This is a genomic window from Pseudoflavonifractor sp. BSD2780061688st1 E11, assembly GCF_005844125.1.
Taxonomy (GTDB): Bacteria; Bacillota; Clostridia; order Lachnospirales; family Lachnospiraceae; genus Sellimonas; species Sellimonas catena.
The window spans coordinates 89,661-110,826 of the sequence record NZ_SPHM01000007.1; the positions used below are offsets into that span (position 1 = coordinate 89,661).

A 21,166-nucleotide genomic window follows, 5' to 3' on the forward strand; every position below is an offset into this window, starting at 1 on the left:
ATGTTGAAAAAGAAAGCCAGACATATGGCAGCTGCGTTCATGGCGGGCATCATGATATTTTCACTTACCGCAGTTCCTGTGCAGGCTGATTCTATTTCAGAGGCCGAGCAGAGAGGAAAGGAGCTTCAGCAGCAGAAAGAAGCGGCGGAGAATGAGAAAAACTCCCTTGCCGGTCAGCTGAATCAGGTGATCAGCGATATGCAGGAAGCGGAGGAAAAGCTGACAAAGAAGCAGGATGAGATCAAAAAAGCGCAGGATGAACTTGTGCAGGCCCAGATCCAGGAAAATGACCAGTATGAAGCGATGAAGCTTCGCATAAAATATATGTATGAGAACGGAAACACCAGCCTGATTGAGATCCTTTTAAGTGCCAGGAGTATGGGAGACCTGCTGAATAAAGCAGAATATGTTCAGACAATCTCCGAGTACGACAGAAACATGCTGGAAAAGTATGAACAGCTGACAAAGGAGATTGAGGAGAAAGAAAAGGCGCTTCAGAAAGAGGAAGAGGAGCTGAAGGCACTACAGAATGATCTGATCGCAAAGCGTGACAGTGTCAACCAGCTTCTCGCGGAAAAGGAAGTGCAGATTTCCAGTCTGGAACAGCAGATCGGTGAAAATGCCGCAAAGCTTCAGCAGCTGATTAAGGAGGCCGAAGAGGCCAAGAGACGTCAGGCGGAAGCGGAAGCTGCCAGAAAGGCAGCAGCAGAAGCTGCAAGGAGAGCCGCTCAGGCCGCATCTTCTTCCGGAAGTTCATCAAGTGCGGGAAGTTCCTATGTGTCCGGAAATGGTACACTGGCTTACCCGGTTGCAAGTCCGCGGATCACAAGCGGGTATGGATATCGTACAGCTCCGACGGCAGGTGCGACGAGCAGACATGACGGTATCGATTTTGGCGGAGCGACCGGAACGCCGATCTATGCGTCGGAAGCCGGAACCGTTGTCACGGCATCTTATAACAGCGCACGTGGAAATTATGTAGTAGTCAATCATGGAAATGGAATCCAGACATGGTACCAGCATTGCAGCGCCGTGTATGTCAGTGCAGGACAGAAGGTGTCCAGGGGACAGAATATTGCGGCGATCGGTGCGACGGGAATTGTAACCGGACCGCATCTTCACTATGAAGTACATGTAAACGGAACACCGGTGAATCCATTGAGTTACTTATAATTTCAGACTCAGAAAGGGATCAGATGGAAGATCAAAGGAAAGAAAAACGAATTTTACTTAAGGGGGCGCTTTACGGCGCCCTCACGATGTTTATGGCGGCACTGCTTGTGCTGGCAGGATTAACAGCAACGGGAAGGATCAGTCTTCACACGGATGCAATCAGTGCCGGCACGTCAAGGAAGGCTGCCGAGATACAGAGTATTATCGAAAATCAGTTTCTCTACGAGGATGAGGTAAGAGAGGAAGATCTGCAGGATATGTCACTGAAAGGCTATGTGGCGGGACTTGGAGATCCCTACTCGGTCTATTATGACAAGGAGGAGACAGAAGACCTTCTTGCTTCCACCGAGGGAAAATATGCGGGGATAGGGGCTTTGATGGCACAGGATCAGGAGACACTTGAGATTACCGTGCAGGAAGTCTACGAAGACACCCCGGCTGAGGACGCAGGAATGAAAAACGGAGATGTCCTTCTGTCGGTAGACGGAAAGGACGTGACAGGAATGTCCCTCTCAGATGTTGTAGATCTGGTAAAAGGAGAAGAAAATACGAAGCTCACCGTAACTGTGCGCAGAGATGGCAGCAGTATTGATATGGAATTGACAAGAAAGATTGTGGAGAACCGGACTGTAAAGACTGAGATGAAGGAAGGCGGAGTCGGATATCTTAAGATTACCGAGTTTGACAGTATTACTTATGAACAATTCCAGAACGGACTGGAAACGTTGGAAAAAGAAGGAATGACAGCTCTTGTCGTGGATCTTCGTGACAACCCGGGAGGAAATCTGGATACCGTTTGTCAGATTCTTGATCTGCTTCTCCCTGAGGGGACAATTGTCTATACTGAAGACAAAAACGGGGAGCGTGTGGACACGAAAACATCAGATGATGAGCACCAGTTTACGAAGCCCCTCGCAGTTCTTGTGAACGGCAGAAGTGCAAGTGCCTCTGAAGTTTTTTCCGGCGCGGTTCAGGACTATGGGACAGGAACCATCATCGGGACACAGACTTACGGGAAAGGGATCGTACAGACACTCTACTCCCTGTCTGACGGCTCCTGCTTAAAACTTACGACGGCACAGTATTTTACGCCGGACGGCCGAAATATCCATGGAGAAGGAATTACCCCGGATATTGTTGTGGAAAAGTCAGCGGATGATCAGACGGACAATCAGCTGGAAAAAGCGGTCGAGACAGTACAAAATGCCGTAGATGGAACAGAAAAGGAATGATATTTTCATTCCTTTTTTTTATGTCCTATGGTAAGATAGATATGATATATACTTGAGCATGAGGAATATGCAAAAGCAGAAAGGAAAGAAAGCTGAATGAAAACATGGATTCAGAATGGACATGTGCTGGATCCGCTTACCGGAACAGACCAGGTCTGTGATGTTCTGGTAGACGGAGAAAGAATCAAAAAAGTAGGAACCAGAGAAGAAATACAGAGATGCCTTGAAAGTGAGGATGTGCAGATGCTGGATGCTTCCGGCTGCTACGTGATGCCGGGATTTATCGATCTGCATGTACATTTCCGCGATCCGGGGCTGACGTATAAAGAGACTTTGAAAACAGGAGGCGAAGCGGCTGCCCGGGGCGGGGTAACAACAGTATGCGCCATGCCGAATACAAAACCGGTGATTGATACGAAAGAAAAGGTGGAGGAAGTACACCGCCGGGCAAAGGAAGAGTCGCCGGTGAATATCATCCAGCTTGGAGCAATCACGGCAGGAGAAGAGGGAAAAGAACTTGCCGATATCAAAGGAATGGCAGAAGCAGGGTGTATGGCACTTTCCGAGGACGGAAAGTCAGTCATGAATTCCGCACTGTACCGTGAGGGAATGAAACTTGCGAAAAAGTACGGACTTCTGATTTTTGCGCACTGCGAGGAGATCGATCTGCGCCGGGATCCGGATACCGGAGAGGACGGCGTGATGAACAAATGTCAGAGAAGCGAGGAGCTTTCGCTTCCGGGAATCACCAATTCCGTTGAGGACATTATCACCGCTCGTGATATTTTTCTTGCAAAGGAGACCGGAGTACACCTGCATCTGTGCCACTGCTCCACAAAGGGCACGGTGGATCTGATGCGGATGGCAAAGGCGGAAGGCATTTCTGTTTCAGCAGAAGTCTGCCCGCACCATTTTACCCTTTCCACCGATGATATTACGGAGGACCATGGACGGTTCAAGATGAATCCTCCTCTTAGGGAGATGGAAGACGTGGAAGCGCTCCGTCAGGGATTGAAGGAAGGAGTCATGGAGGCTATCTCCACGGATCATGCCCCGCATTCCGTTGAGGAGAAAGACGTACCGATGAGAAAGGCGGCGTTTGGAATTGTAGGACTGGAGACCAGCGCGGCGCTGACTTATACAGAGCTTGTCGAGGGAGGTGTGCTTACGCCGATGCAGATGGCAGAGCGGATGAGTTTTGCGCCGGCAAAAATTCTGGGATTGAAAGACAAAGGTTCTGTATCCGAGGGAAAGATCGCGGATCTGGTTGTCTTCGATCCGTCCAGAGAGTATGAGATCGATACGGACACCTTTTTCTCGAAAGGGAAGAATACTCCGTTTGACGGATGGAAGGTCAAAGGAGATGTCAAATACACACTGGTAGACGGAAATGTTGTCTATAAAAATCAAGCATATGAGGAACAGGAGTAGAGAGTATGATTAACAAATTAGTGGAAAACATTAAGAAAACAAATGCACCGATCGTAGTAGGACTGGATCCGATGTTGAATTATATACCGGATCAGGTAAAAGCAAAAGCATTTGCAGAATTCGGAGAGACACTGGAAGGAGCTGCGGAAGCAATCTGGCAGTTCAATAAAGAGATCGTGGACAAGACTTACGATCTGATTCCGGCAGTGAAACCGCAGATCGCCATGTATGAGCAGTTCGGTATTCCGGGACTTGCGGCATTTAAAAAGACAGTAGATTACTGCAAGGAGAAAGGGCTTGTTGTTATCGGAGATATCAAGAGAGGAGATATCGGATCTACATCCGCAGCCTATGCGGTAGGACATATCGGAAAGGTACAGGTGGGAAGCAGATCCTACGCCCCGTTTGACGAGGATTTTGTGACAGTCAATCCGTATCTTGGTTCCGACGGAGTCAATCCGTTTATCGATGTCTGCAAAGAAGAAAAGAAAGGTCTCTTTATTCTTGTTAAAACATCCAACCCGTCAAGCGGTGAATTCCAGGATCAGCTGATCGACGGACGTCCGCTCTACGAACTGGTTGGAGAAAAAGTTGCCCAGTGGGGAGAAGGATGCATGGGAGATGAGTACAGCTACATCGGCGCGGTTGTAGGAGCAACGTACCCGGAGATGGGAAAAGTGCTCCGCAAGATTATGCCGAAGTCCTATATTCTGGTACCGGGATACGGCGCACAGGGCGGACAGGGCAAGGATCTCGTACACTTCTTTAACGAGGACGGTCTTGGAGCAATTGTCAACTCATCCAGAGGCATTATCGCGGCCTACAAGCAGGAGAAATACGCACGTTTTGGAGCCGAGAATTTTGGAGATGCTTCCAGAGCGGCTGTAGAAGATATGATTGCGGATATCAGTCAGGCACTGAACAACAGATAATACCGGATAAGGGGAAAAGAAGAGATGGCAGAAAGAGAAAAAGAACTGGCAGTGATTCATTCTCAGGAACAGCTGGCAGATGGAATTTTCAGTATGTGGATTAAGACGAAGGCGGCCGAAAGTGCAGTGCCGGGTCAGTTTATTTCCATGTACACAAACGATGGAAGCAAACTGCTTCCGCGCCCGATCAGTATTTGTGAGATCGACCGGGAGCAGGGAATGCTCCGGGTCGTATACAGGGTAACAGGAGAGAATACCGGAACAGAAGAGTTTTCCGAAATGAAAGCGGGAGATACACTTCCGGTCATCGGACCTCTTGGGAACGGATTTCCTCTTGAGGCGGCAAAAGGAAAGAAAGCGTTTCTGATGGGAGGCGGAATCGGGGTACCTCCGATTCTCGAACTTGCCCGTCAGATTGACTGCGAAAAGCAGATTATCGTGGGATACCGGGATGCGCAGACATTCCTGAAAAAAGAGTTTGAGCAAAATGGAACGGTATATATTTCCACAGAGGACGGAAGTGTAGGAACAAAAGGAAATGTGATGGATGCGATCCGTGAAAATCAGCTGGATGCGGACATTATCTATGCATGCGGACCGACACCGATGCTCCGTGCAATCAAAGACTATGCGGAGGGAAAAGGCATTCCGTGCTACATTTCTCTGGAAGAGAGAATGGCATGCGGAATCGGCGCCTGCCTTGCCTGCGTGTGCAAATCAAAGGAAGTCGATCATCACAGCCATGTGCACAACAAGCGCATCTGTAAAGACGGTCCGGTATTTCTTTCGACGGAGGTGGAATTATAATGGCAGATACAAGAGTAACGATTGCGGGAGTAGAGTGGAAAAACCCGGTTACAACAGCCTCCGGAACCTTCGGATCCGGTGCGGAATTCTGTGAATTCGTAGATCTGAACAAACTTGGTGCTGTGACGACAAAAGGTGTTGCCAATGTTCCATGGGAAGGCAATCCGACCCCAAGAGTGGCGGAAGTCTACGGCGGTATGATGAATGCGGTAGGACTTCAGAATCCGGGGATTGATGTCTTCTGTGAGAGGGATATTCCGTTCCTCCGTCAGTATGACACCAATATCATTGTGAATGTCTGCGGACGTTCCGAGGAAGATTACTGTGAAGTCGTGGAACGGCTTGCGTCCGAAGATGTGGATATGCTGGAGATCAACATTTCCTGTCCGAACGTCAAAGAGGGCGGAATCGCTTTCGGACAGAATCCAAAGGCGGCAGAAGCAATTACAAAGGCGGTAAAGAAATATGCAAAACAGCCGGTCATCATGAAGTTAAGCCCGAACGTGACGGACATCACGGAGATGGCAAAAGCGGTAGAGGCGGGTGGAGCCGATGCGGTTTCCCTGATCAATACACTGACCGGCATGAAGATCGATATTAACCGGAAACAGTTCGTACTGGCAAATAAAACCGGAGGAGTATCCGGACCGATTGTAAAACCGGTGGCAGTGCGGATGGTATATCAGGTGGCAAACGCCGTGAAGATTCCTGTGATCGGTATGGGAGGAATCAGTACCTGGGAAGATGCTGTGGAATTTATTCTTGCGGGAGCAAGTGCCGTATCAGTCGGAACAGCGAATTTCTTCAATCCAAAGGCGACAGAAGAAATCGCAGAAGGCATTGCGGCGTACATGGACAAGAATGGATTCCAGACCGTGGCCGACATGACAGGCATTGTCAAATAACATTTGATTTTGGAAAAACGAAAGAAGATCGAAATACCAAAAAGAAAGAGTCTGGCGTATCGTAAAGGTACGCCTTTTCTTTTTCAACTTCTCTGTAAAAAGAAAGGAAGAAGGAGGAAAGCGGTATGATTCGCATGATGGAAGAAAAGGATCTTGACCAGGTGGCAGCAGTCTGGTTAAGTGGAAATAAAGAGGCACACCCGTTTGTGCCGAAGCAATACTGGGAGGAAAACCTTCCGGAGGTCAAAAAGCAGTTTTTGCAGGCGGAGATCTTCGTGTATGAGGAAGAGCAGGCTGTAAGAGGATTTGCCGGACTTCAGGGAGACTACCTTGCAGGAATCTTCGTGGAACAGAAATTCCGTTCCCGCGGGATCGGAAAGAGGCTTCTCGATGAGGTCAAAAAAACGCATCCGAAACTGACGCTGCATGTCTATCGGAAAAACAAGGGTGCAGCAGCGTTTTATGAAAGAGAAGGATTCCGGATTGCCGGAGAAGGTGTGGATGAAGCAACCGGGGAAGTAGAATACACGATGAGTTATACGAGAAAATAACCGGATATCAAATCTGATATGGAGGCCCCTGGGAATTGAAAAACTTCAGGGAGTATGTTAGAATTGAAAAGAATTTAACCGTTGCTGCCTGATGATGACGGGCAGAAGGATAAAAATAAAGAGTCTGGATGAAAAGTCCACAAACACGGAGGTTTGAAAAGAGATGGAAGCATACAAGAAAGAGTTTATCGAATTTATGGTGGAGAGCGATGTGCTCAAATTTGGAGAATTTACATTAAAGAGCGGACGGAAATCTCCGTTCTTCATGAACGCAGGAGCTTATGTGACAGGATCTCAGTTAAAGAAGCTTGGAGAATACTACGCAAAAGCCATCCACGACACATACGGTGATGATTTTGACGTGCTGTTCGGACCGGCTTACAAGGGGATTCCGCTCAGCGTTGTAACAGCGATTGCATACAGTGAGCTTTACGGAAAAGAAGTACGTTACTGCTCTGACAGAAAAGAGGAAAAAGACCACGGCGCAGACAAGGGAAGCTTCCTTGGAAGCCAGTTAAAAGACGGTGACCGTGTGATCATGATCGAAGATGTAACGACATCCGGAAAATCCATGGAAGAGACCGTGCCGAAGGTCAAAGGTGCTGCAGATGTAACAATCAAAGGACTGATGGTATCTCTGAACCGTATGGAAGTAGGGAAAGGCGGCGAGAAATGTGCGCTGGACGAAGTAAAAGACCTGTATGGATTTGATACGGCGGCGATTGTTACAATGGAGGAAGTTGTAGAGCATCTTTATAATCAGCCTTGCCAGGGAAAGATTGTGATAGATGATGCATTAAAAGCAGCAATTGACGCATATTATGAACAGTATGGAGTAAAATAAGGAGGCCTGTAAGATGGAAGAAAAAGTATACCGCAGCATGGGAGTCATCGGTGCATGCAATCTTGCAGTCGGAATCATTCTGATGGTTGTCGGAGTGACCTGCGGGATTTTGTCAATCATCGGAGGAGCGCACTTATTTAAAAATCAGAAAAAGCTTACATTTTAAGGCGGTGCCGATTTGAGAACACAGGAAAGAAACTGGCTGAGGAGACTTGGCAAATTGTTGTTTGTTCTTTACATTGTGTTTCTGTTCTGGTTTTTGTTATTTTCAGACTGGTATGGCCGAAGCGGTGAGATGAGGGAGTATCATTACAATCTGGAATTGTTCAGAGAAATCCGGAGATTCTGGACGTACCGGGAACAGCTCGGCCTGCTGACATTTACCAATCTGATTGGAAATGTACTGATTTTTGTGCCGTTTGGTTTCTTTATGCCGATGGCAAGCAGATACTGGAACCGGAGTTTTTTCCTTACCGTGTTTTATAGTTTTGGAATCAGCTTTTTTGTGGAAGTATTTCAGCTCCTTACGAAAGTAGGGAGCTTTGATGTAGATGATCTGCTTTTGAATACAGCCGGGGGACTGTGCGGATATATACTGTTTGCGCTATGTAATGTAATAAGGAGAAACTATGTGGAAAAACGACAAAGAAAACGACAGAGGCAGAAGAAGAATAAGAGGTAGAAAAAGACGGGAGAGGGAAAGAGAAAGACGAAAAAAAAGGATCCAAAAGAGAGATGAAAATAGAACACCTCATGCATCCAGAGGAATCACATCCTGTATCTATGCGGGAGGTTTTTTTGTGGTGCTGATTGTTATGATTATTATTTCCATTGTCACAGGAGGAAATGCTCCGGCGTTCGTCGGCGGGCTTGCGCTTGTGATCTTTTTTGGCTCATGGATGGGTGTTATCACCGGTTTCCGGGGATTCAAAGAACGAGACAAAAATTATATTACCTGTAAGATCGGAGTTGCATGTAATCTGGCAATTCTGATTGGTTTCGCGGGAATTTTTATCAGGGGGCTTTTGTAAGATGGATGATGTGATGGTAAGAGAACGATATGAGCTTTCCAAAGAGCGTCTCGGCGTTATCATGTTAGAGGAGACGGTCAAAGAGCCGTACCGGGATTATTTCAGAAAGACAGCAGAATTTCTTCTGATGCTGGACGAGGTACAGGAACTGGTACGAAACAGAGACTGGGAGAGTGCGGATATTTTGATGCTGGCGGAGGAGAACCGGAAGCTTTATGAGGATATTCTCCCGGAACAGTATGAGACAAGCTATGGAAATCCGGCTTATGCACAGAAAATGCTGGGAGAGACGTTTGGCAGTTTTTTAAGTGCGCTTTACAGTGAGATGCGTTCCGGCATTGTGTATGCATATGAAGGACAGATGGAATATCTCTCCATTCTGAACGAATTATTTATTGAGATTTATAACTGCTTTGAAGAGGAACCGGAGTATCAGGCAGTCAGAGATATTTTTTACTGGTACGCGAATGATTACTGTGAAGTATTTGCGGCAGACCGGATTATGGATCAGATCGATCCGGACCGTACCTTTGCGGTGGATATTATCTGCAGGAGTGATTTGAGCGATCTGAAGTATCTGTACCGCTATGGCGAATATATTTCCGACAATGAGATCGAGACGGCAAAATATATTGCCGATCTTCCGGAGGAGACGATTCAGAAGATGGCGGATGTTTATACAGAGGGATTCCGCAAAGGATTTGTTCTTGGAAATAAAGATCTGTCAAAGAAGACAACGGTAAACATCCGGTTTAAGCTTGGATTTGAGCGGGTCGTAAAGCAGGCAGTCGCAAACTTTGAAGCTATGGGGCTGCGCCCAACGATCTACCGTGCAGGGGCAAGTGTGCTGACAAGACGCGGTGTTTCCAGAAACGGGTATTTCGGAAGAATTCCAAATCAGCAGTATGATTACGACCATAAGGACGATCAGGCGCTGTTTATGGACAAGCACTATGTGGAGCGCAGGCTGGAAGTGATGAAGACTGTATACGAGCAGAATAAAGAGCTGGCAGCAGGATTTGCCGGCCCGGCAGTGATGGAAGTCTTCGGTGAGATTCCGTTTGCTCCGCAGAAGAAAGAAGAGGCGCTTACTCTTACGAAAAAGCAGGAAGAAATGCTGCTTTCCTTTGACGGCAAGGCAGGCCAGATCACAAATACCTATATTCCGGGCGATGAGAGAAGCTTTACGATCATCTCATGGCCGGTGCCGGAGATCGGAGAGAAGTTTGAGGAGATCTTTGGAGAAGTGATCCGGATCAATACGCTGGATTCAGACCTGTATTCCAAAGTACAGCAGACCATGATTGATGCTCTGGATGAAGGGGAGTCCGTACACATTCTTGGATCAGGCGAAAACCGTACTGATCTGACGGTACAGCTTTACCGCCTTCAGGATCCGCAGAAAGAAACGATTTTTGAAAACTGCGTTGCGGATGTCAATATTCCGGTGGGAGAAGTATTCACCTCTCCGGTGCTCAGAGGCACGAGCGGAGTGCTGCATGTAAGCCGGGTATATTTAAACGGTCTTCAGTACCGGGATCTGGAAATCCGTTTCCAGGACGGCATGATTTCCGGGTATGGATGCGGAAATTTTGAGGATGAAAAAGCGTGCAGGGACTATGTGAAGGAAAACATTCTGTTTAACCATGAGACCCTTCCGCTGGGGGAATTTGCCATCGGAACCAATACGACTGCCTATGTGGCAGGACGCAGATTCGGAATCGAGGACAAGTATCCGATTCTCATTGCGGAAAAGACCGGACCGCATTTTGCGGTAGGCGATACGTGCTACAGCTACAGTGAGGATACGAAGGTCTACAATCCGGACGGAAAAGAGATTGTGGCAAGAGATAACGAAGTCTCCATTCTGCGAAAAGAGAATCCGGAACAGGCCTACATGCACTGCCATACAGATATCACCATCCCGTACGATGAACTGGGAGCGATCACGGTGATCCGGAAAGACGGAAGTGAAATTCCGCTTCTGAAAGACGGACGTTTTGTCCTGCCGGGAACAGAGATTTTGAACGAACCTTTGGACTGCCGCTAAATCATAAGCAGGGCAGGTTCCCAGTTATAAGAAAATATAATCACTACACAGGCGGGCATCGGTTGACAGAGCCCGCCTGTATTAGTAAAATAACTTATAAATAGGAATCTATTTATTTAGAAAACTTATAAATCATAGACCTGAGAAAAGAAAGGAAGGACACTATGCCAAAAGTGGGAATTGTTATGGGCAGCGACTCAGATATGAAAGTAATGAGCCAGGCTGCTGATATGCTGGAAAAATTAGGAGTAGAATACGAGATGACAATCATCTCCGCACACCGTGAGCCGGATGTTTTCTACGAATACGCGAAATCTGCGGAAGAGAAGGATTTCAAAGTAATCATCGCAGGAGCCGGAATGGCTGCGCATCTTCCTGGCATGTGCGCTGCAATCTTCCCGATGCCGGTCATCGGTATTCCAATGACAGGAAAGGTACTGGACGGTCAGGACGCACTTTATTCCATCGTACAGATGCCGCCTGGAATCCCGGTTGCAACAGTAGCAATCGACGGCGGAAAGAATGCTGCCATCCTTGCAGCGAAAATTCTTGCAACCTCTGATCCGGAGCTGCTTCAGAGATTGAAAGACTACTCAAAAGAAATGAAGGAAGAAGTCGAGGCAAAGGCAGAGAAGCTTGCAAAGCTTGGACATAAAGAATACATGGCTCAGAAAGCCGCAAAATAAATTCAGAAAACACGATCTTATGGAGGAACGATCATGGATTATAAGAATGCAGGTGTGGATATCGAAGCAGGTTACAAGTCAGTGGAACTGATGAAAGAGCACATCAAAAAGACGATGCGCCCGGAAGTGATCGGAGGACTGGGAGGATTTTCCGGTGCCTTTTCACTGGAGAAAATCAAAAACATGGAGGAGCCTGTATTGTTATCCGGTACAGACGGATGCGGAACAAAGGTAAAGCTTGCCATGGTACTGGACAAGCATGACACCATCGGAATCGATGCAGTGGCAATGTGTGTCAATGACATTGCCTGTGCAGGCGGTGAGCCGCTGTTTTTCCTTGACTATATTGCCTGCGGGAAAAATGAACCGGAAAAGATCGCTACGATCGTAAGCGGAGTTGCGGAAGGATGCGTACAGTCCGGCGCGGCTCTGATCGGCGGTGAGACAGCAGAGCATCCTGGACTGATGGCAGAGGATGAATACGATCTGGCCGGATTTGCCGTAGGTGTCTGCGACAAGAAGGATATGATTACAGGAGAGACATTAAAAGAAGGAGATGTCCTGATCGGCATCGCTTCCTCCGGTGTACACAGCAACGGATTTTCTCTTGTAAGAAAAGTATTTGACATGAGCAGAGAGTCTCTGGAGACGTATCATGAGTGTCTGGGATGTACGCTCGGAGAGGCACTTCTTGCACCGACAAGAATTTATGTAAAGGCTCTCAAGAGTATCCGCGAGGCAGGCGTGACTGTAAAAGCATGCAGCCACATCACAGGAGGCGGATTCTATGAGAATGTACCGCGTATGCTCAAAGACGGCACACATGCAGTAATCAGAAAAGACAGCTATGAAGTTCCGGCGATCTTCCGCATGCTTGCGAAAGAAGGGGATATCGAGGAACATATGATGTACAATACCTTCAACATGGGAATCGGAATGGTGATTGCCGTGGATGAAAGCGATGTGGAAGCAACACTTTCCGCAATCGAAGCAGCAGGAGACAAAGCCTGCGTGATCGGAAACATTGAGGCAGGAGAAAAAGGAGTCACATTATGCTAAGAGTGGTAGTCCTGGTATCCGGCGGCGGTACGAATCTTCAGGCCGTTCTGGATGCAGTGCGGGATGGAAAGATCACAAACACCGAAGTGGCCGGTGTGATCAGCAACAATAAAAAGGCATATGCCCTGACGAGGGCCGAGCAGGCAGGGATTCCGGCAAAATGCGTTTCCCCGAAAGACTTTGAGGACCGTGCCCGGTTTAACCATGCCCTCATGGAGGCGGTGGATGCGTTCCAGCCGGATCTGATCGTGCTTGCCGGATTCCTTGTGGTGATTCCGGCGGAGCTGATCCGTAAATATGAAAACCGGATTATCAATATCCACCCGTCTCTGATCCCGTCTTTCTGCGGAACGGGATATTACGGGCTGAAAGTACATGAGGCTGCCCTGGCGCGTGGAGTGAAGATTACAGGAGCGACCGTGCATTTTGTAGATGAAGGGACAGATACCGGACCGATTATTCTTCAGAAAGCAGTGGAAGTGTTCCCGGACGATACGCCGGAAGTGCTTCAGAGACGTGTGATGGAGCAGGCAGAGTGGCAGATCATGCCGGAAGCGGTCAATCTGATCGCCAACGGGAAAGTGTCTGTAAAAGACGGACATGTCGTGATTCAGAAATAGAGACAAAAAGGGGTATTGTAGGAAAGAAAGACAATACCCTTTTTCTGGTTGATACAGTAAGGAGGATGTCAGATGAAAGTAATGATTGTCGGCGGAGGCGGGAGAGAACACGCTATCGCCATGAGTGTCGCAAAGAGCAGCAAGGTGGAGAAGATTTACTGCCTTCCGGGAAATGCAGGGATCGAGGAGGTTGCAGAGTGTGCGCCGATCGGACCGATGGAGTTTGAGAAGATCCGGGACTTTGCAAAGGAAAAGAAGATCGATCTTGCTGTGATCGGAATGGATGATCCGCTGGTAGGAGGACTGACGGATGTCCTGGAGGAAGCCGGAATCCGTACCTTCGGACCACGGAAAAATGCGGCGATCCTCGAGGGAAGCAAGGCGTTTTCCAAAGATCTGATGAAGAAATACAATATTCCGACGGCTGCTTACGAAAATTTCGACAATGCAGAGGAAGCGGTTTCCTATCTGGAGACAGCCAAATATCCGATTGTCTTAAAGGCAGACGGACTTGCGCTTGGAAAGGGCGTTCTGATCTGCAACAGTTTTGAGGAAGCAAAAGAAGGCGTCAAAGAGATCATGCTGGATAAGAAATTCGGAGCATCCGGAAATACAATGGTAGTGGAAGAGTTCATGACAGGAAGAGAAGTATCGGTTCTCTCTTTTGTGGACGGCAAAACCGTAAAAACGATGACTTCCGCACAGGACCACAAGCGTGCCAAAGACGGAGATGAAGGATTAAATACCGGTGGAATGGGTACATTTTCACCGAGCCCGTTCTATACCGAAGAGATTGCGGCATACTGTGAGCAGCACATTTTCCAGCCGACCGTGGACGCTATGCGTGCGGAGGGAAGAGAGTTCAAGGGAATCATCTTCTTTGGCCTGATGCTTACAGAAGACGGACCGAAGGTACTGGAATATAATGCAAGATTTGGAGATCCGGAGGCGCAGGTTGTACTTCCAAGAATGAAGACAGACATTGTAGATGTCATGGAAGCATGCATTGACGGAACGCTGGATCAGGTCAATCTGGAATTCGAAGACAATGCGGCAGTCTGCGTTGTGCTGGCGTCTGACGGCTATCCGGTTTCCTACGAGAAAGGCATCCCGATTACCGGATTTGAAAACTTCAAAGACAAAGAAGGATATTACTGTTTCCATGCGGGAACGAAGAAAAATGAGAAAGGCGAGATCGTAACAAACGGCGGCCGTGTTCTTGGCATTACCGCAAAGGGAGCAGACTTAAAAGAAGCAAGAAAGAACGCTTACGAGGCAACGGAGTGGATTTCCTTTGCCAACAAATATATGCGCCATGATATCGGAAAGGCGATTGACGAGGCATAAAGGTGCGGGAAAACCGGAAGAACGGGTACAGAAAGAGGCTCTGTATCCGTTTTTTCATTTAACAGGAAACTTCGTTCCCTGTTAAACAAAAACGCTCCGCGGGATGCGCACTCGCGGAACTCTTTGTTCTTTCCAGCCTTGATTGCAAAAGGAGAAAGAAGGGCATATAATAAGAAGAACGAGAAGAAAAGGAGTAAGGTCAGATGATTTATGAAAATATACTTGAGGCGGCAGGGAATACCCCTCTGATCCGTCTGCAGCACATGACAGGGAAGGATGACGCGCAGATTCTTGTGAAATTTGAGGCGGTCAATGTGGGTGCTTCCATCAAGACGCGGACGGCACTTGGAATGATCGAGGCGGCTGAAAAGGAAGGAAAAATTACAAAAGATACCGTGATTGTGGAGCCGACAAGCGGAAACCAGGGAATCGGTCTTGCATTGATCGGTGCAGTAAAAGGATATCGTACAATCATCATCATGCCGGATTCTGTCAGTGAGGAGAGAAGAAAACTGGTCCGTCAGTACGGAGCGGAAGTCCGACTGATCCACGATGCGGGGAATATTGGCGACTGCATTCAGGAATGCCTGAACACTGCCCTTCGGATGGCCGAAGAAAACCCGAATGTTTTCGTGCCGCAACAGTTCGAAAATGAGAATAATGTCCGGGTGCACTATGAATGGACCGGACGGGAGATTCTTTCACAGGCAGACTGCACCATCGACGGATTTTGTTCCGGAATCGGTACCGGGGGTACCATCACGGGAATCGGGAAGGCACTGAAAGAGGCAAATCCGGACACCGTCATCTGGGCAGTCGAACCGGAACATGCGGCGATTCTTTCCGGAAAGGAAGTGGGAACCCACGTGCAGATGGGAATCGGGGACGGGCTGATTCCGGGCATCCTCGATCAGGAGATTTATGATGATATTACAATTGTGACAGACGAGGAAGCCCTTCAGACAGCCAGAGAACTTGCGGCGAAAGAAGGACTGATGTGCGGAATCTCCAGTGGAACGAATGTGGCAGCAGCCCGCAGAATGGCAGCACAGCTTGGAAAAGGAAAAACTGTGGTAACGATCCTCCCTGACACGGCAGAACGGTACTTCTCCACGCCGCTGTTTGAAGCATAGGAAAGCCGGATAAAGTATCTTTTTCTTGCAAAATCATGCCATCTGTTATATGATGTGTGTAACAAACGAAAGAAAAGGGTGGAGCGTTTATGAAAGAAATCATGATAGAGATTGATTTTAACAGTGATGAAGCGATCTACATGCAGCTGCGCAACCAGATCATTATGGGGATCGCACTTTCCGCGATTCAGGATGGAGACACGCTCCCATCGGTGCGAAAACTCTCCGAGCAGATCGGCGTGAACATGCACACGGTCAATAAGGCTTATACCGTACTGAAGCAGGAGGGATTCATACAGCTTGACAGAAGGAGGGGAGCTGTGATTGCGGTCAGTGAGGATAAACTTCACGCGCTGGAAGATATGAAGAGGCAGCTCCGTATGGTCCTTGCAAGAGGATACTGTAAAAATATTACGCGGGAAGAAGTACACGAGCTGGTGGACGAGATTTTCCACGAATACGAGACAGAGTAAATCAGATCAGGAGGATAGGCATGGAAAACAGATATACAAGGCAGGCCCAGGAAGCACTGGATGCGGCCGGAAACTACGCGAAGGATTTCAAGCATCCGTACATCGGGACAGAGCATCTGCTTCTGGGGCTGAAATCTGTCTATTCCGGAGTGGCAGGGCAGGTACTGGATATGAACGGCCTGAAAGAGGATGAAGTGGTGAAAGTCGTGGGAGAACTGGTGTCCACGGTAGGGGAAGAGACCTTTTCGGGGACACCGGAAGAAAGCCCGAGACTGAAATTCATACTGGAAGAAAGCCGGAAGATCGCGGAGCGTTTCCGTATGGAAGAAATTGGAACGGAGCATATGCTTCTGGCAATTATTCAGGATACTGACTGCGTGGCGGCAAGGATTCTCATCACTTTGAATTTAAATCTTCAGAAGGTGATGCAGGACTGCCTCACTGCTATCGGAGAAAATCCAAAAGCATTTGCCGAAAAAAATGAAGGCGCTGCAAAAGGCGCAGTTCTGGAACAGTACTGCACCGACCTGACAGCCCTTGCGGAAGATGGAAGGTTGGATCCGGTGGTCGGCCGTGAGGAAGAGATGCAGAGACTGATGCAGATCTTAAGCCGCAGAACAAAGAACAATCCGTGCATGGTCGGTGAGCCGGGTGTAGGAAAGACGGCAATTATCGAAGGCATTGCACAGCGGATCGCCAAAGAGGCGGTCCCGGAAAAAATGAGAGAAAAAAGAGTACTGTCACTGGATCTGGCGGCTCTGATTGCCGGCTCCAAATACCGGGGAGAGTTTGAAGAGCGGATGAAACGACTGGTCAATGAAGTGAAGGCGGACGGAAACATTATCCTGTTCCTGGATGAGATTCATACGGTAGTCGGCGCAGGCGGCGCGGAAGGCGCCATGGATGCGTCCAATATTTTAAAACCGTCTCTGGCAAGAGGGGAGATCCAGCTGATCGGGGCAACAACGATCACGGAATACCGGAAATACATTGAAAAAGATGCCGCGCTTGAGAGACGATTCCAGCCGGTCATGGTAGAAGAACCGTCCAAAGAAGAGACTGTTCGGATTCTGGAGGGAATCCGTGAGAAATATGAAGCACATCATAAGATTGCAATCAGCCAGGAGGCGCTTGAGGAGGCAGTGGTACTCTCTGACCGTTATATCAGCGACCGATTCCTGCCGGATAAGGCGATTGACGTTCTGGATGAAGCCTGCTCCAAAGCAGCGCTTCGCGGCTTCAAAGTACCGGAGAACATTGAGCAGATGGAACAGCTGGTAAGGAATCTGGATCAGGATCTGGAAGCATCCATCAAAGAAGGGCGTATGGAAGAGGCATCACTTCTTGTGAAGGAGAAAAAGGCAACCAGTGAGAAACTTCGTCAGGCCAAAGGAAGACTGAACCGGAAACAGAAGAATTCCCGGATTGTCCTGACAGAAGGGGATATCGCGGAAGTTGTGGCAGAATGGACAAAGATTCCGGTGCAGAAGCTTGCCCAGTCAGAGACAGAGCGTCTCAGAAAACTGGAGAAGACATTGCACAAACGAGTGATCGGCCAGGAGGATGCGGTGAGTGCGGTAGCAAGAGCAGTAAAAAGAGGCCGGGTCGGCCTCAAAGATCCGACCAGACCGATAGGCTCATTCCTCTTCCTTGGACCGACAGGAGTCGGAAAGACCGAGCTTTCCAAGGCACTGGCTGAGGCACTGTTCGGGGACGAAGAGTCCATGATCCGGATCGACATGTCCGAATACATGGAAAAACACAGCGTATCCAAGCTGATCGGCTCCCCTCCGGGATATGTAGGACATGAGGACGGCGGACAGCTCAGCGAAAAAGTCAGACGGCATCCATATTCCGTGGTACTCTTTGATGAGATTGAGAAGGCGCATCCGGATGTATTCAACATCCTGCTTCAGGTACTGGATGACGGACATATTACAGATTCTCAGGGAAGAAAAGTAGACTTCAGAAACACGGTCATCATTATGACATCCAATGCGGGCGCTCAGTCCATCGTGGATGCAAAACGTCTTGGATTCAATGCCGTGCAGGACGAAAAAGAAGATTACAAAAAGATGCAGAGCAATGTAATGGATGAAGTGAAACGGATCTTCCGTCCGGAGTTTTTAAACCGGATCGATGAGATCATTGTGTTCCATGCCCTGACAGAAAAAGAACTGGAAAAGATTGTAGGACTGTTATGCCAGGATCTTGTCAGAAGGGCAAAGGAACAGCTGGATATTACACTGAAAATCCGAAGCTCTGTGAAAAAGAAGATTGCCGAAGCCGGAAATGACCGGAAATACGGAGCAAGACCGTTGAAACGTGCTCTGCAGACACAACTGGAAGATCCGCTGACAGAAGCGATACTGAATGGAGAGATCAAGCGGGGCGATCTGGTAGAAGCAGGAGTTTCTAAAAAAGAGATAAAATTTACAGTGAAAGAGACAAAGAACTAGAAAAAAAGAGCCGTTTATTATATAATGAGACTACGGTAAATATAAGATACGACCAGGAGGAAAAAGACATGACAGCAGTCAAAGAGTTACTGAGGGCGAATGAGGATGGAACGATCAGCTTCGGCGATTATACCTTACCTTCCAAGACGAAGAAAGAAGGATTCGAGTTTGAGGGAGATATCTATAAGGTGAAGACCTTTTCAGAGATCACAAAGCTTGAGAAAAATGGCATGTTCGTTTACGAATCGGTCCCAGGAACTGCAGTAGAAGGATTCCGCGCGGAGGAAAGCGGAGTATCTTTTCAGGTGAGCGGTAAAGAGGATGCTCAGTTTACACTGGAACTGGAGGCGGACAGCGAATACACTGTATATCTGGATGATGTGAACGCAGGGAAGATGAAGACAAACCTGAGTGGAAAATTAAGTGTCAGTGCAGAGCTGCAGCCGGATCAGACTGTTTGTGTGAGAATCATAAAAGCATAACTGGACAGGCAAAATGCTGCAAAGACCGGAAGATGGCTTTGCAGCATTTTTTTATTCTATCAGGAAAGTATATTGGACTTACTTCAGGTATTATCAGAGAGAAATTCAGTCAGGAAAGAGGAAAATCAGAATGGCAAAGACAAAAAAGACGGTATTTTTCTGTCAGAATTGCGGGCACGAGGAGGCAAAATGGCTTGGGCAGTGTCCCGCATGCAAGGAATGGAATACATTTGTAGAAGAAAAGAAAATCCCGGAAAAGGGCAGTATGACCAGAGACCGGGAAAAAGCAGAGCCGGTTTCCCTCTCACAGATAGAAACAAAAGGGGAGGACAGAATCCGGACAGAGATGGAAGAACTGGACCGTGTACTTGGTGGAGGGATTGTCAAAGGCTCTCTCGTTTTGGTGGGCGGGGATCCGGGAATCGGAAAGTCCACGCTGCTTTTGCAGATGTGCCGGATTCTGGGAGATAAGAAAGAAGATATCATTTATATTTCCGGAGAAGAATCTGCAAGGCAGATCAAACTTCGGGCAGACCGGATGGGGGACTTTAGTGACCGGATTACCCTTTTGTGTGAAACAAATCTGGAAACAATCGAGGAAGTGATTCAGAGGAAAAAACCGGATGTGGCAGTGATCGATTCTATCCAGACGATGTACAGCGAGGAGATTGGTTCTGCGCCGGGAAGTGTTTCGCAGGTACGGGAGGCAACCAACACATTGATGCATCTGGCAAAAGGTATGGGAATTACGATCTTTATTGTCGGCCATGTGACAAAGGAAGGAACAGTGGCCGGTCCGAGAGTGCTGGAACATATGGTGGATACGGTTCTGTATTTTGAAGGAGACAGACATGCGTCCTACAGGATTCTGCGGGGAGTCAAAAACAGATTTGGTTCCACCAATGAGATTGGTGTCTTCGAAATGAGAGAGGACGGGCTTCACGAAGTGAAAAATCCGTCTGAATTTATGCTGAACGGCAGGCCGGAACAGGCGTCAGGTTCCATTGTAGCATGCTCCATGGAAGGAACAAGGCCGATTCTTCTGGAAATTCAGGCGCTGGTCTGCCGGACAAACTTTGGTATGCCGAGAAGAACGGCAGCGGGCACAGATTATAACCGTGTAAATCTGCTGATGGCAGTACTGGAAAAACGGCTTGGCATGGCTCTGGGAGACTGCGATGCTTATGTGAATATTGCAGGTGGAATCCGGATGAATGAACCTGCCATTGATCTTGGCATTGTTCTGGCGCTTGTATCCAGTTATCAGAACAAAGTCACAGATCCACATATGATTGTGTTCGGAGAAGTCGGATTAAGCGGGGAAGTCCGTGCGGTCAGCATGCCGAAGCAAAGAGTTCTGGAAGCGAAAAAACTTGGATTTCAGACCTGTATGCTGCCGGCTGTTTCCATGGACAGCGTTGGCAAGGTTGAAGGGATGAGGTTGATCGGGGTAAAAAATGTCGGCGAAGCAATTCAATATTTATAAAAGGGTTGACAAATTCTCATATTATTTGCCGGAATCACGTCTCTTCTTCTGGCGGCAGGAACCAGGAAATACTTTGGAAGCCTGAGATCACAGCCGCGCTGAAAAGCGCGGCGAAACAGGTAAAAAAAGCAGAAAAAACCAAAGTGCGAAAAAAGATAGAAAAAGTCAAAAAAAGTTGTTGACATTTATAAGCCTGGATGATAATATATAACACGTTCCGCTGATAACTGTCAGCACAAAACATCTCAGAGTGACAATCCTGAGGACGGCTTTTCCGCATTGACTTGACGGACCGCCGCAGAAATTACTCGAAAAAAGATGAAAAAAGTGGTTGACAAAAAGGAACAGATGTGATAATCTAATATAGCTGTCGCGAGAGAGCGGCAACGAAAACAAAGAACTTTGATAACTGAACAATAGACAACGATCCCTGAAAATTCATGAGAATTATTCAGAACAAGGAAC

21 protein-coding genes are annotated in these 21,166 nt (G+C 48.0%); all 21 read left to right on the forward strand.

The genetic code is table 11. The features are described from left to right. The 21 genes from FGQ85_RS04955 (at nucleotide 1) to radA (ending at nucleotide 20,701) form a co-directional block, all read left to right on the forward strand. Nucleotides 1–1,173, forward strand: a complete 1,173-nt coding sequence (locus tag FGQ85_RS04955; RefSeq protein WP_243128485.1) for a peptidoglycan DD-metalloendopeptidase family protein — start codon at nucleotides 1–3, stop codon at nucleotides 1,171–1,173. Nucleotides 1,174–1,196: 23 nt separating this feature from the next. Next, nucleotides 1,197–2,405, forward strand: a complete 1,209-nt coding sequence (locus FGQ85_RS04960; protein WP_138372825.1) for a S41 family peptidase — start codon at nucleotides 1,197–1,199, stop codon at nucleotides 2,403–2,405. A gap of 96 nt (nucleotides 2,406–2,501) precedes the next feature. Further along, on the forward strand, nucleotides 2,502–3,836 hold the full coding sequence (locus tag FGQ85_RS04965; protein WP_138372826.1) for a dihydroorotase: 1,335 nt from the start codon (nucleotides 2,502–2,504) through the stop codon (nucleotides 3,834–3,836). A 5-nt stretch (nucleotides 3,837–3,841) separates the two neighbouring features. Next, nucleotides 3,842–4,768, forward strand: coding sequence for an orotidine-5'-phosphate decarboxylase (gene pyrF, locus FGQ85_RS04970; RefSeq protein ID WP_087169393.1), 927 nt, complete (start codon nucleotides 3,842–3,844; stop codon nucleotides 4,766–4,768). Between the two features lie 24 nt (nucleotides 4,769–4,792). Then, nucleotides 4,793–5,575 carry a dihydroorotate dehydrogenase electron transfer subunit gene (locus FGQ85_RS04975; RefSeq protein ID WP_138372827.1) on the forward strand — a complete coding sequence of 261 codons (783 nt, stop codon included), beginning with the start codon at nucleotides 4,793–4,795 and terminating at the stop codon, nucleotides 5,573–5,575. Beyond that, nucleotides 5,575–6,480, forward strand: a complete 906-nt coding sequence (locus tag FGQ85_RS04980; RefSeq protein WP_087169391.1) for a dihydroorotate dehydrogenase — start codon at nucleotides 5,575–5,577, stop codon at nucleotides 6,478–6,480. The genes FGQ85_RS04975 and FGQ85_RS04980 overlap by 1 nt, the downstream gene beginning before the upstream one ends. Before the next feature lie 125 nt (nucleotides 6,481–6,605). Continuing rightward, nucleotides 6,606–7,031 carry a GNAT family N-acetyltransferase gene (locus FGQ85_RS04985; RefSeq protein ID WP_087252499.1) on the forward strand — a complete coding sequence of 142 codons (426 nt, stop codon included), beginning with the start codon at nucleotides 6,606–6,608 and terminating at the stop codon, nucleotides 7,029–7,031. 163 nt (nucleotides 7,032–7,194) lie between these two features. Beyond that, nucleotides 7,195–7,875: an orotate phosphoribosyltransferase gene (gene pyrE / locus FGQ85_RS04990; protein WP_087169390.1), complete on the forward strand. Its 681-nt coding sequence runs from the start codon at nucleotides 7,195–7,197 to the stop codon at nucleotides 7,873–7,875. 13 nt (nucleotides 7,876–7,888) lie between these two features. Further along, nucleotides 7,889–8,041, forward strand: coding sequence for a hypothetical protein (locus FGQ85_RS18295; protein ID WP_171027886.1), 153 nt, complete (start codon nucleotides 7,889–7,891; stop codon nucleotides 8,039–8,041). A 12-nt stretch (nucleotides 8,042–8,053) separates the two neighbouring features. Then, on the forward strand, nucleotides 8,054–8,557 hold the full coding sequence (locus FGQ85_RS04995) for a VanZ family protein (protein ID WP_087169389.1): 504 nt from the start codon (nucleotides 8,054–8,056) through the stop codon (nucleotides 8,555–8,557). Further along, a complete protein-coding gene (locus FGQ85_RS18750; RefSeq protein ID WP_243128486.1) occupies nucleotides 8,505–8,906 on the forward strand; it encodes a DUF6142 family protein in 402 nt (133 codons plus the stop codon). Before FGQ85_RS04995 ends, FGQ85_RS18750 begins: the two co-directional genes overlap by 53 nt. 1 nt (nucleotide 8,907) lies before the next feature. Beyond that, complete coding sequence (locus FGQ85_RS05005; RefSeq protein WP_243128487.1) at nucleotides 8,908–10,956, forward strand: aminopeptidase; 2,049 nt, start codon at nucleotides 8,908–8,910, stop codon at nucleotides 10,954–10,956. 164 nt (nucleotides 10,957–11,120) lie between these two features. After that, the gene (gene purE, locus FGQ85_RS05010; protein ID WP_087169387.1) at nucleotides 11,121–11,642 is read left to right on the forward strand and encodes a 5-(carboxyamino)imidazole ribonucleotide mutase; all 522 of its coding nucleotides are present in this window, start codon (nucleotides 11,121–11,123) and stop codon (nucleotides 11,640–11,642) included. Between the two features lie 33 nt (nucleotides 11,643–11,675). Then, nucleotides 11,676–12,701 carry a phosphoribosylformylglycinamidine cyclo-ligase gene (gene purM / locus FGQ85_RS05015; RefSeq protein ID WP_087169386.1) on the forward strand — a complete coding sequence of 342 codons (1,026 nt, stop codon included), beginning with the start codon at nucleotides 11,676–11,678 and terminating at the stop codon, nucleotides 12,699–12,701. Further along, nucleotides 12,695–13,321 (forward strand): phosphoribosylglycinamide formyltransferase, encoded by a 627-nt coding sequence (gene purN, locus FGQ85_RS05020; RefSeq protein ID WP_087169385.1) that lies wholly within the window; start codon nucleotides 12,695–12,697, stop codon nucleotides 13,319–13,321. Before purM ends, purN begins: the two co-directional genes overlap by 7 nt. A 72-nt stretch (nucleotides 13,322–13,393) precedes the next feature. Further along, entirely contained in the window at nucleotides 13,394–14,668 is a 1,275-nt protein-coding gene (purD, locus tag FGQ85_RS05025) for a phosphoribosylamine--glycine ligase (RefSeq protein WP_087169384.1), read from the forward strand. 203 nt (nucleotides 14,669–14,871) lie between these two features. Further along, nucleotides 14,872–15,801: a cysteine synthase A gene (gene cysK / locus FGQ85_RS05030; RefSeq protein WP_087169383.1), complete on the forward strand. Its 930-nt coding sequence runs from the start codon at nucleotides 14,872–14,874 to the stop codon at nucleotides 15,799–15,801. 98 nt (nucleotides 15,802–15,899) lie between these two features. After that, nucleotides 15,900–16,274 (forward strand): GntR family transcriptional regulator, encoded by a 375-nt coding sequence (locus FGQ85_RS05035; RefSeq protein WP_087169434.1) that lies wholly within the window; start codon nucleotides 15,900–15,902, stop codon nucleotides 16,272–16,274. Between the two features lie 20 nt (nucleotides 16,275–16,294). Next, nucleotides 16,295–18,733, forward strand: a complete 2,439-nt coding sequence (locus FGQ85_RS05040; protein WP_138372829.1) for an ATP-dependent Clp protease ATP-binding subunit — start codon at nucleotides 16,295–16,297, stop codon at nucleotides 18,731–18,733. Between the two features lie 68 nt (nucleotides 18,734–18,801). Further along, on the forward strand, nucleotides 18,802–19,215 hold the full coding sequence (locus tag FGQ85_RS05045) for an endosialidase (protein WP_087169381.1): 414 nt from the start codon (nucleotides 18,802–18,804) through the stop codon (nucleotides 19,213–19,215). A gap of 130 nt (nucleotides 19,216–19,345) precedes the next feature. After that, complete coding sequence (radA, locus tag FGQ85_RS05050; protein WP_087169433.1) at nucleotides 19,346–20,701, forward strand: DNA repair protein RadA; 1,356 nt, start codon at nucleotides 19,346–19,348, stop codon at nucleotides 20,699–20,701. Nucleotides 20,702–21,166: the final 465 nt, after the last annotated feature.

What these genes read in the sequence shown, in the direction of transcription:
- FGQ85_RS18750 (WP_243128486.1), top strand. Translation starts at nt 8,505, where the DNA reads ATGTGGAAAAACGACAAAGAAAACGACAGAGGCAGAAGAAGAATAAGA.
- FGQ85_RS18295 (WP_171027886.1), top strand. Translation starts at nt 7,889, where the DNA reads ATGGAAGAAAAAGTATACCGCAGCATGGGAGTCATCGGTGCATGCAAT.
- purE (WP_087169387.1), top strand. Translation starts at nt 11,121, where the DNA reads ATGCCAAAAGTGGGAATTGTTATGGGCAGCGACTCAGATATGAAAGTA.
- FGQ85_RS05005 (WP_243128487.1), top strand. Translation starts at nt 8,908, where the DNA reads ATGGATGATGTGATGGTAAGAGAACGATATGAGCTTTCCAAAGAGCGT.
- purN (WP_087169385.1), top strand. Translation starts at nt 12,695, where the DNA reads ATGCTAAGAGTGGTAGTCCTGGTATCCGGCGGCGGTACGAATCTTCAG.
- FGQ85_RS04965 (WP_138372826.1), top strand. Translation starts at nt 2,502, where the DNA reads ATGAAAACATGGATTCAGAATGGACATGTGCTGGATCCGCTTACCGGA.
- FGQ85_RS04955 (WP_243128485.1), top strand. Translation starts at nt 1, where the DNA reads ATGTTGAAAAAGAAAGCCAGACATATGGCAGCTGCGTTCATGGCGGGC.
- FGQ85_RS04975 (WP_138372827.1), top strand. Translation starts at nt 4,793, where the DNA reads ATGGCAGAAAGAGAAAAAGAACTGGCAGTGATTCATTCTCAGGAACAG.
- purD (WP_087169384.1), top strand. Translation starts at nt 13,394, where the DNA reads ATGAAAGTAATGATTGTCGGCGGAGGCGGGAGAGAACACGCTATCGCC.
- cysK (WP_087169383.1), top strand. Translation starts at nt 14,872, where the DNA reads ATGATTTATGAAAATATACTTGAGGCGGCAGGGAATACCCCTCTGATC.
- FGQ85_RS05040 (WP_138372829.1), top strand. Translation starts at nt 16,295, where the DNA reads ATGGAAAACAGATATACAAGGCAGGCCCAGGAAGCACTGGATGCGGCC.
- purM (WP_087169386.1), top strand. Translation starts at nt 11,676, where the DNA reads ATGGATTATAAGAATGCAGGTGTGGATATCGAAGCAGGTTACAAGTCA.
- FGQ85_RS04980 (WP_087169391.1), top strand. Translation starts at nt 5,575, where the DNA reads ATGGCAGATACAAGAGTAACGATTGCGGGAGTAGAGTGGAAAAACCCG.
- FGQ85_RS05045 (WP_087169381.1), top strand. Translation starts at nt 18,802, where the DNA reads ATGACAGCAGTCAAAGAGTTACTGAGGGCGAATGAGGATGGAACGATC.
- radA (WP_087169433.1), top strand. Translation starts at nt 19,346, where the DNA reads ATGGCAAAGACAAAAAAGACGGTATTTTTCTGTCAGAATTGCGGGCAC.
- pyrF (WP_087169393.1), top strand. Translation starts at nt 3,842, where the DNA reads ATGATTAACAAATTAGTGGAAAACATTAAGAAAACAAATGCACCGATC.
- FGQ85_RS04960 (WP_138372825.1), top strand. Translation starts at nt 1,197, where the DNA reads ATGGAAGATCAAAGGAAAGAAAAACGAATTTTACTTAAGGGGGCGCTT.
- FGQ85_RS04985 (WP_087252499.1), top strand. Translation starts at nt 6,606, where the DNA reads ATGATTCGCATGATGGAAGAAAAGGATCTTGACCAGGTGGCAGCAGTC.
- pyrE (WP_087169390.1), top strand. Translation starts at nt 7,195, where the DNA reads ATGGAAGCATACAAGAAAGAGTTTATCGAATTTATGGTGGAGAGCGAT.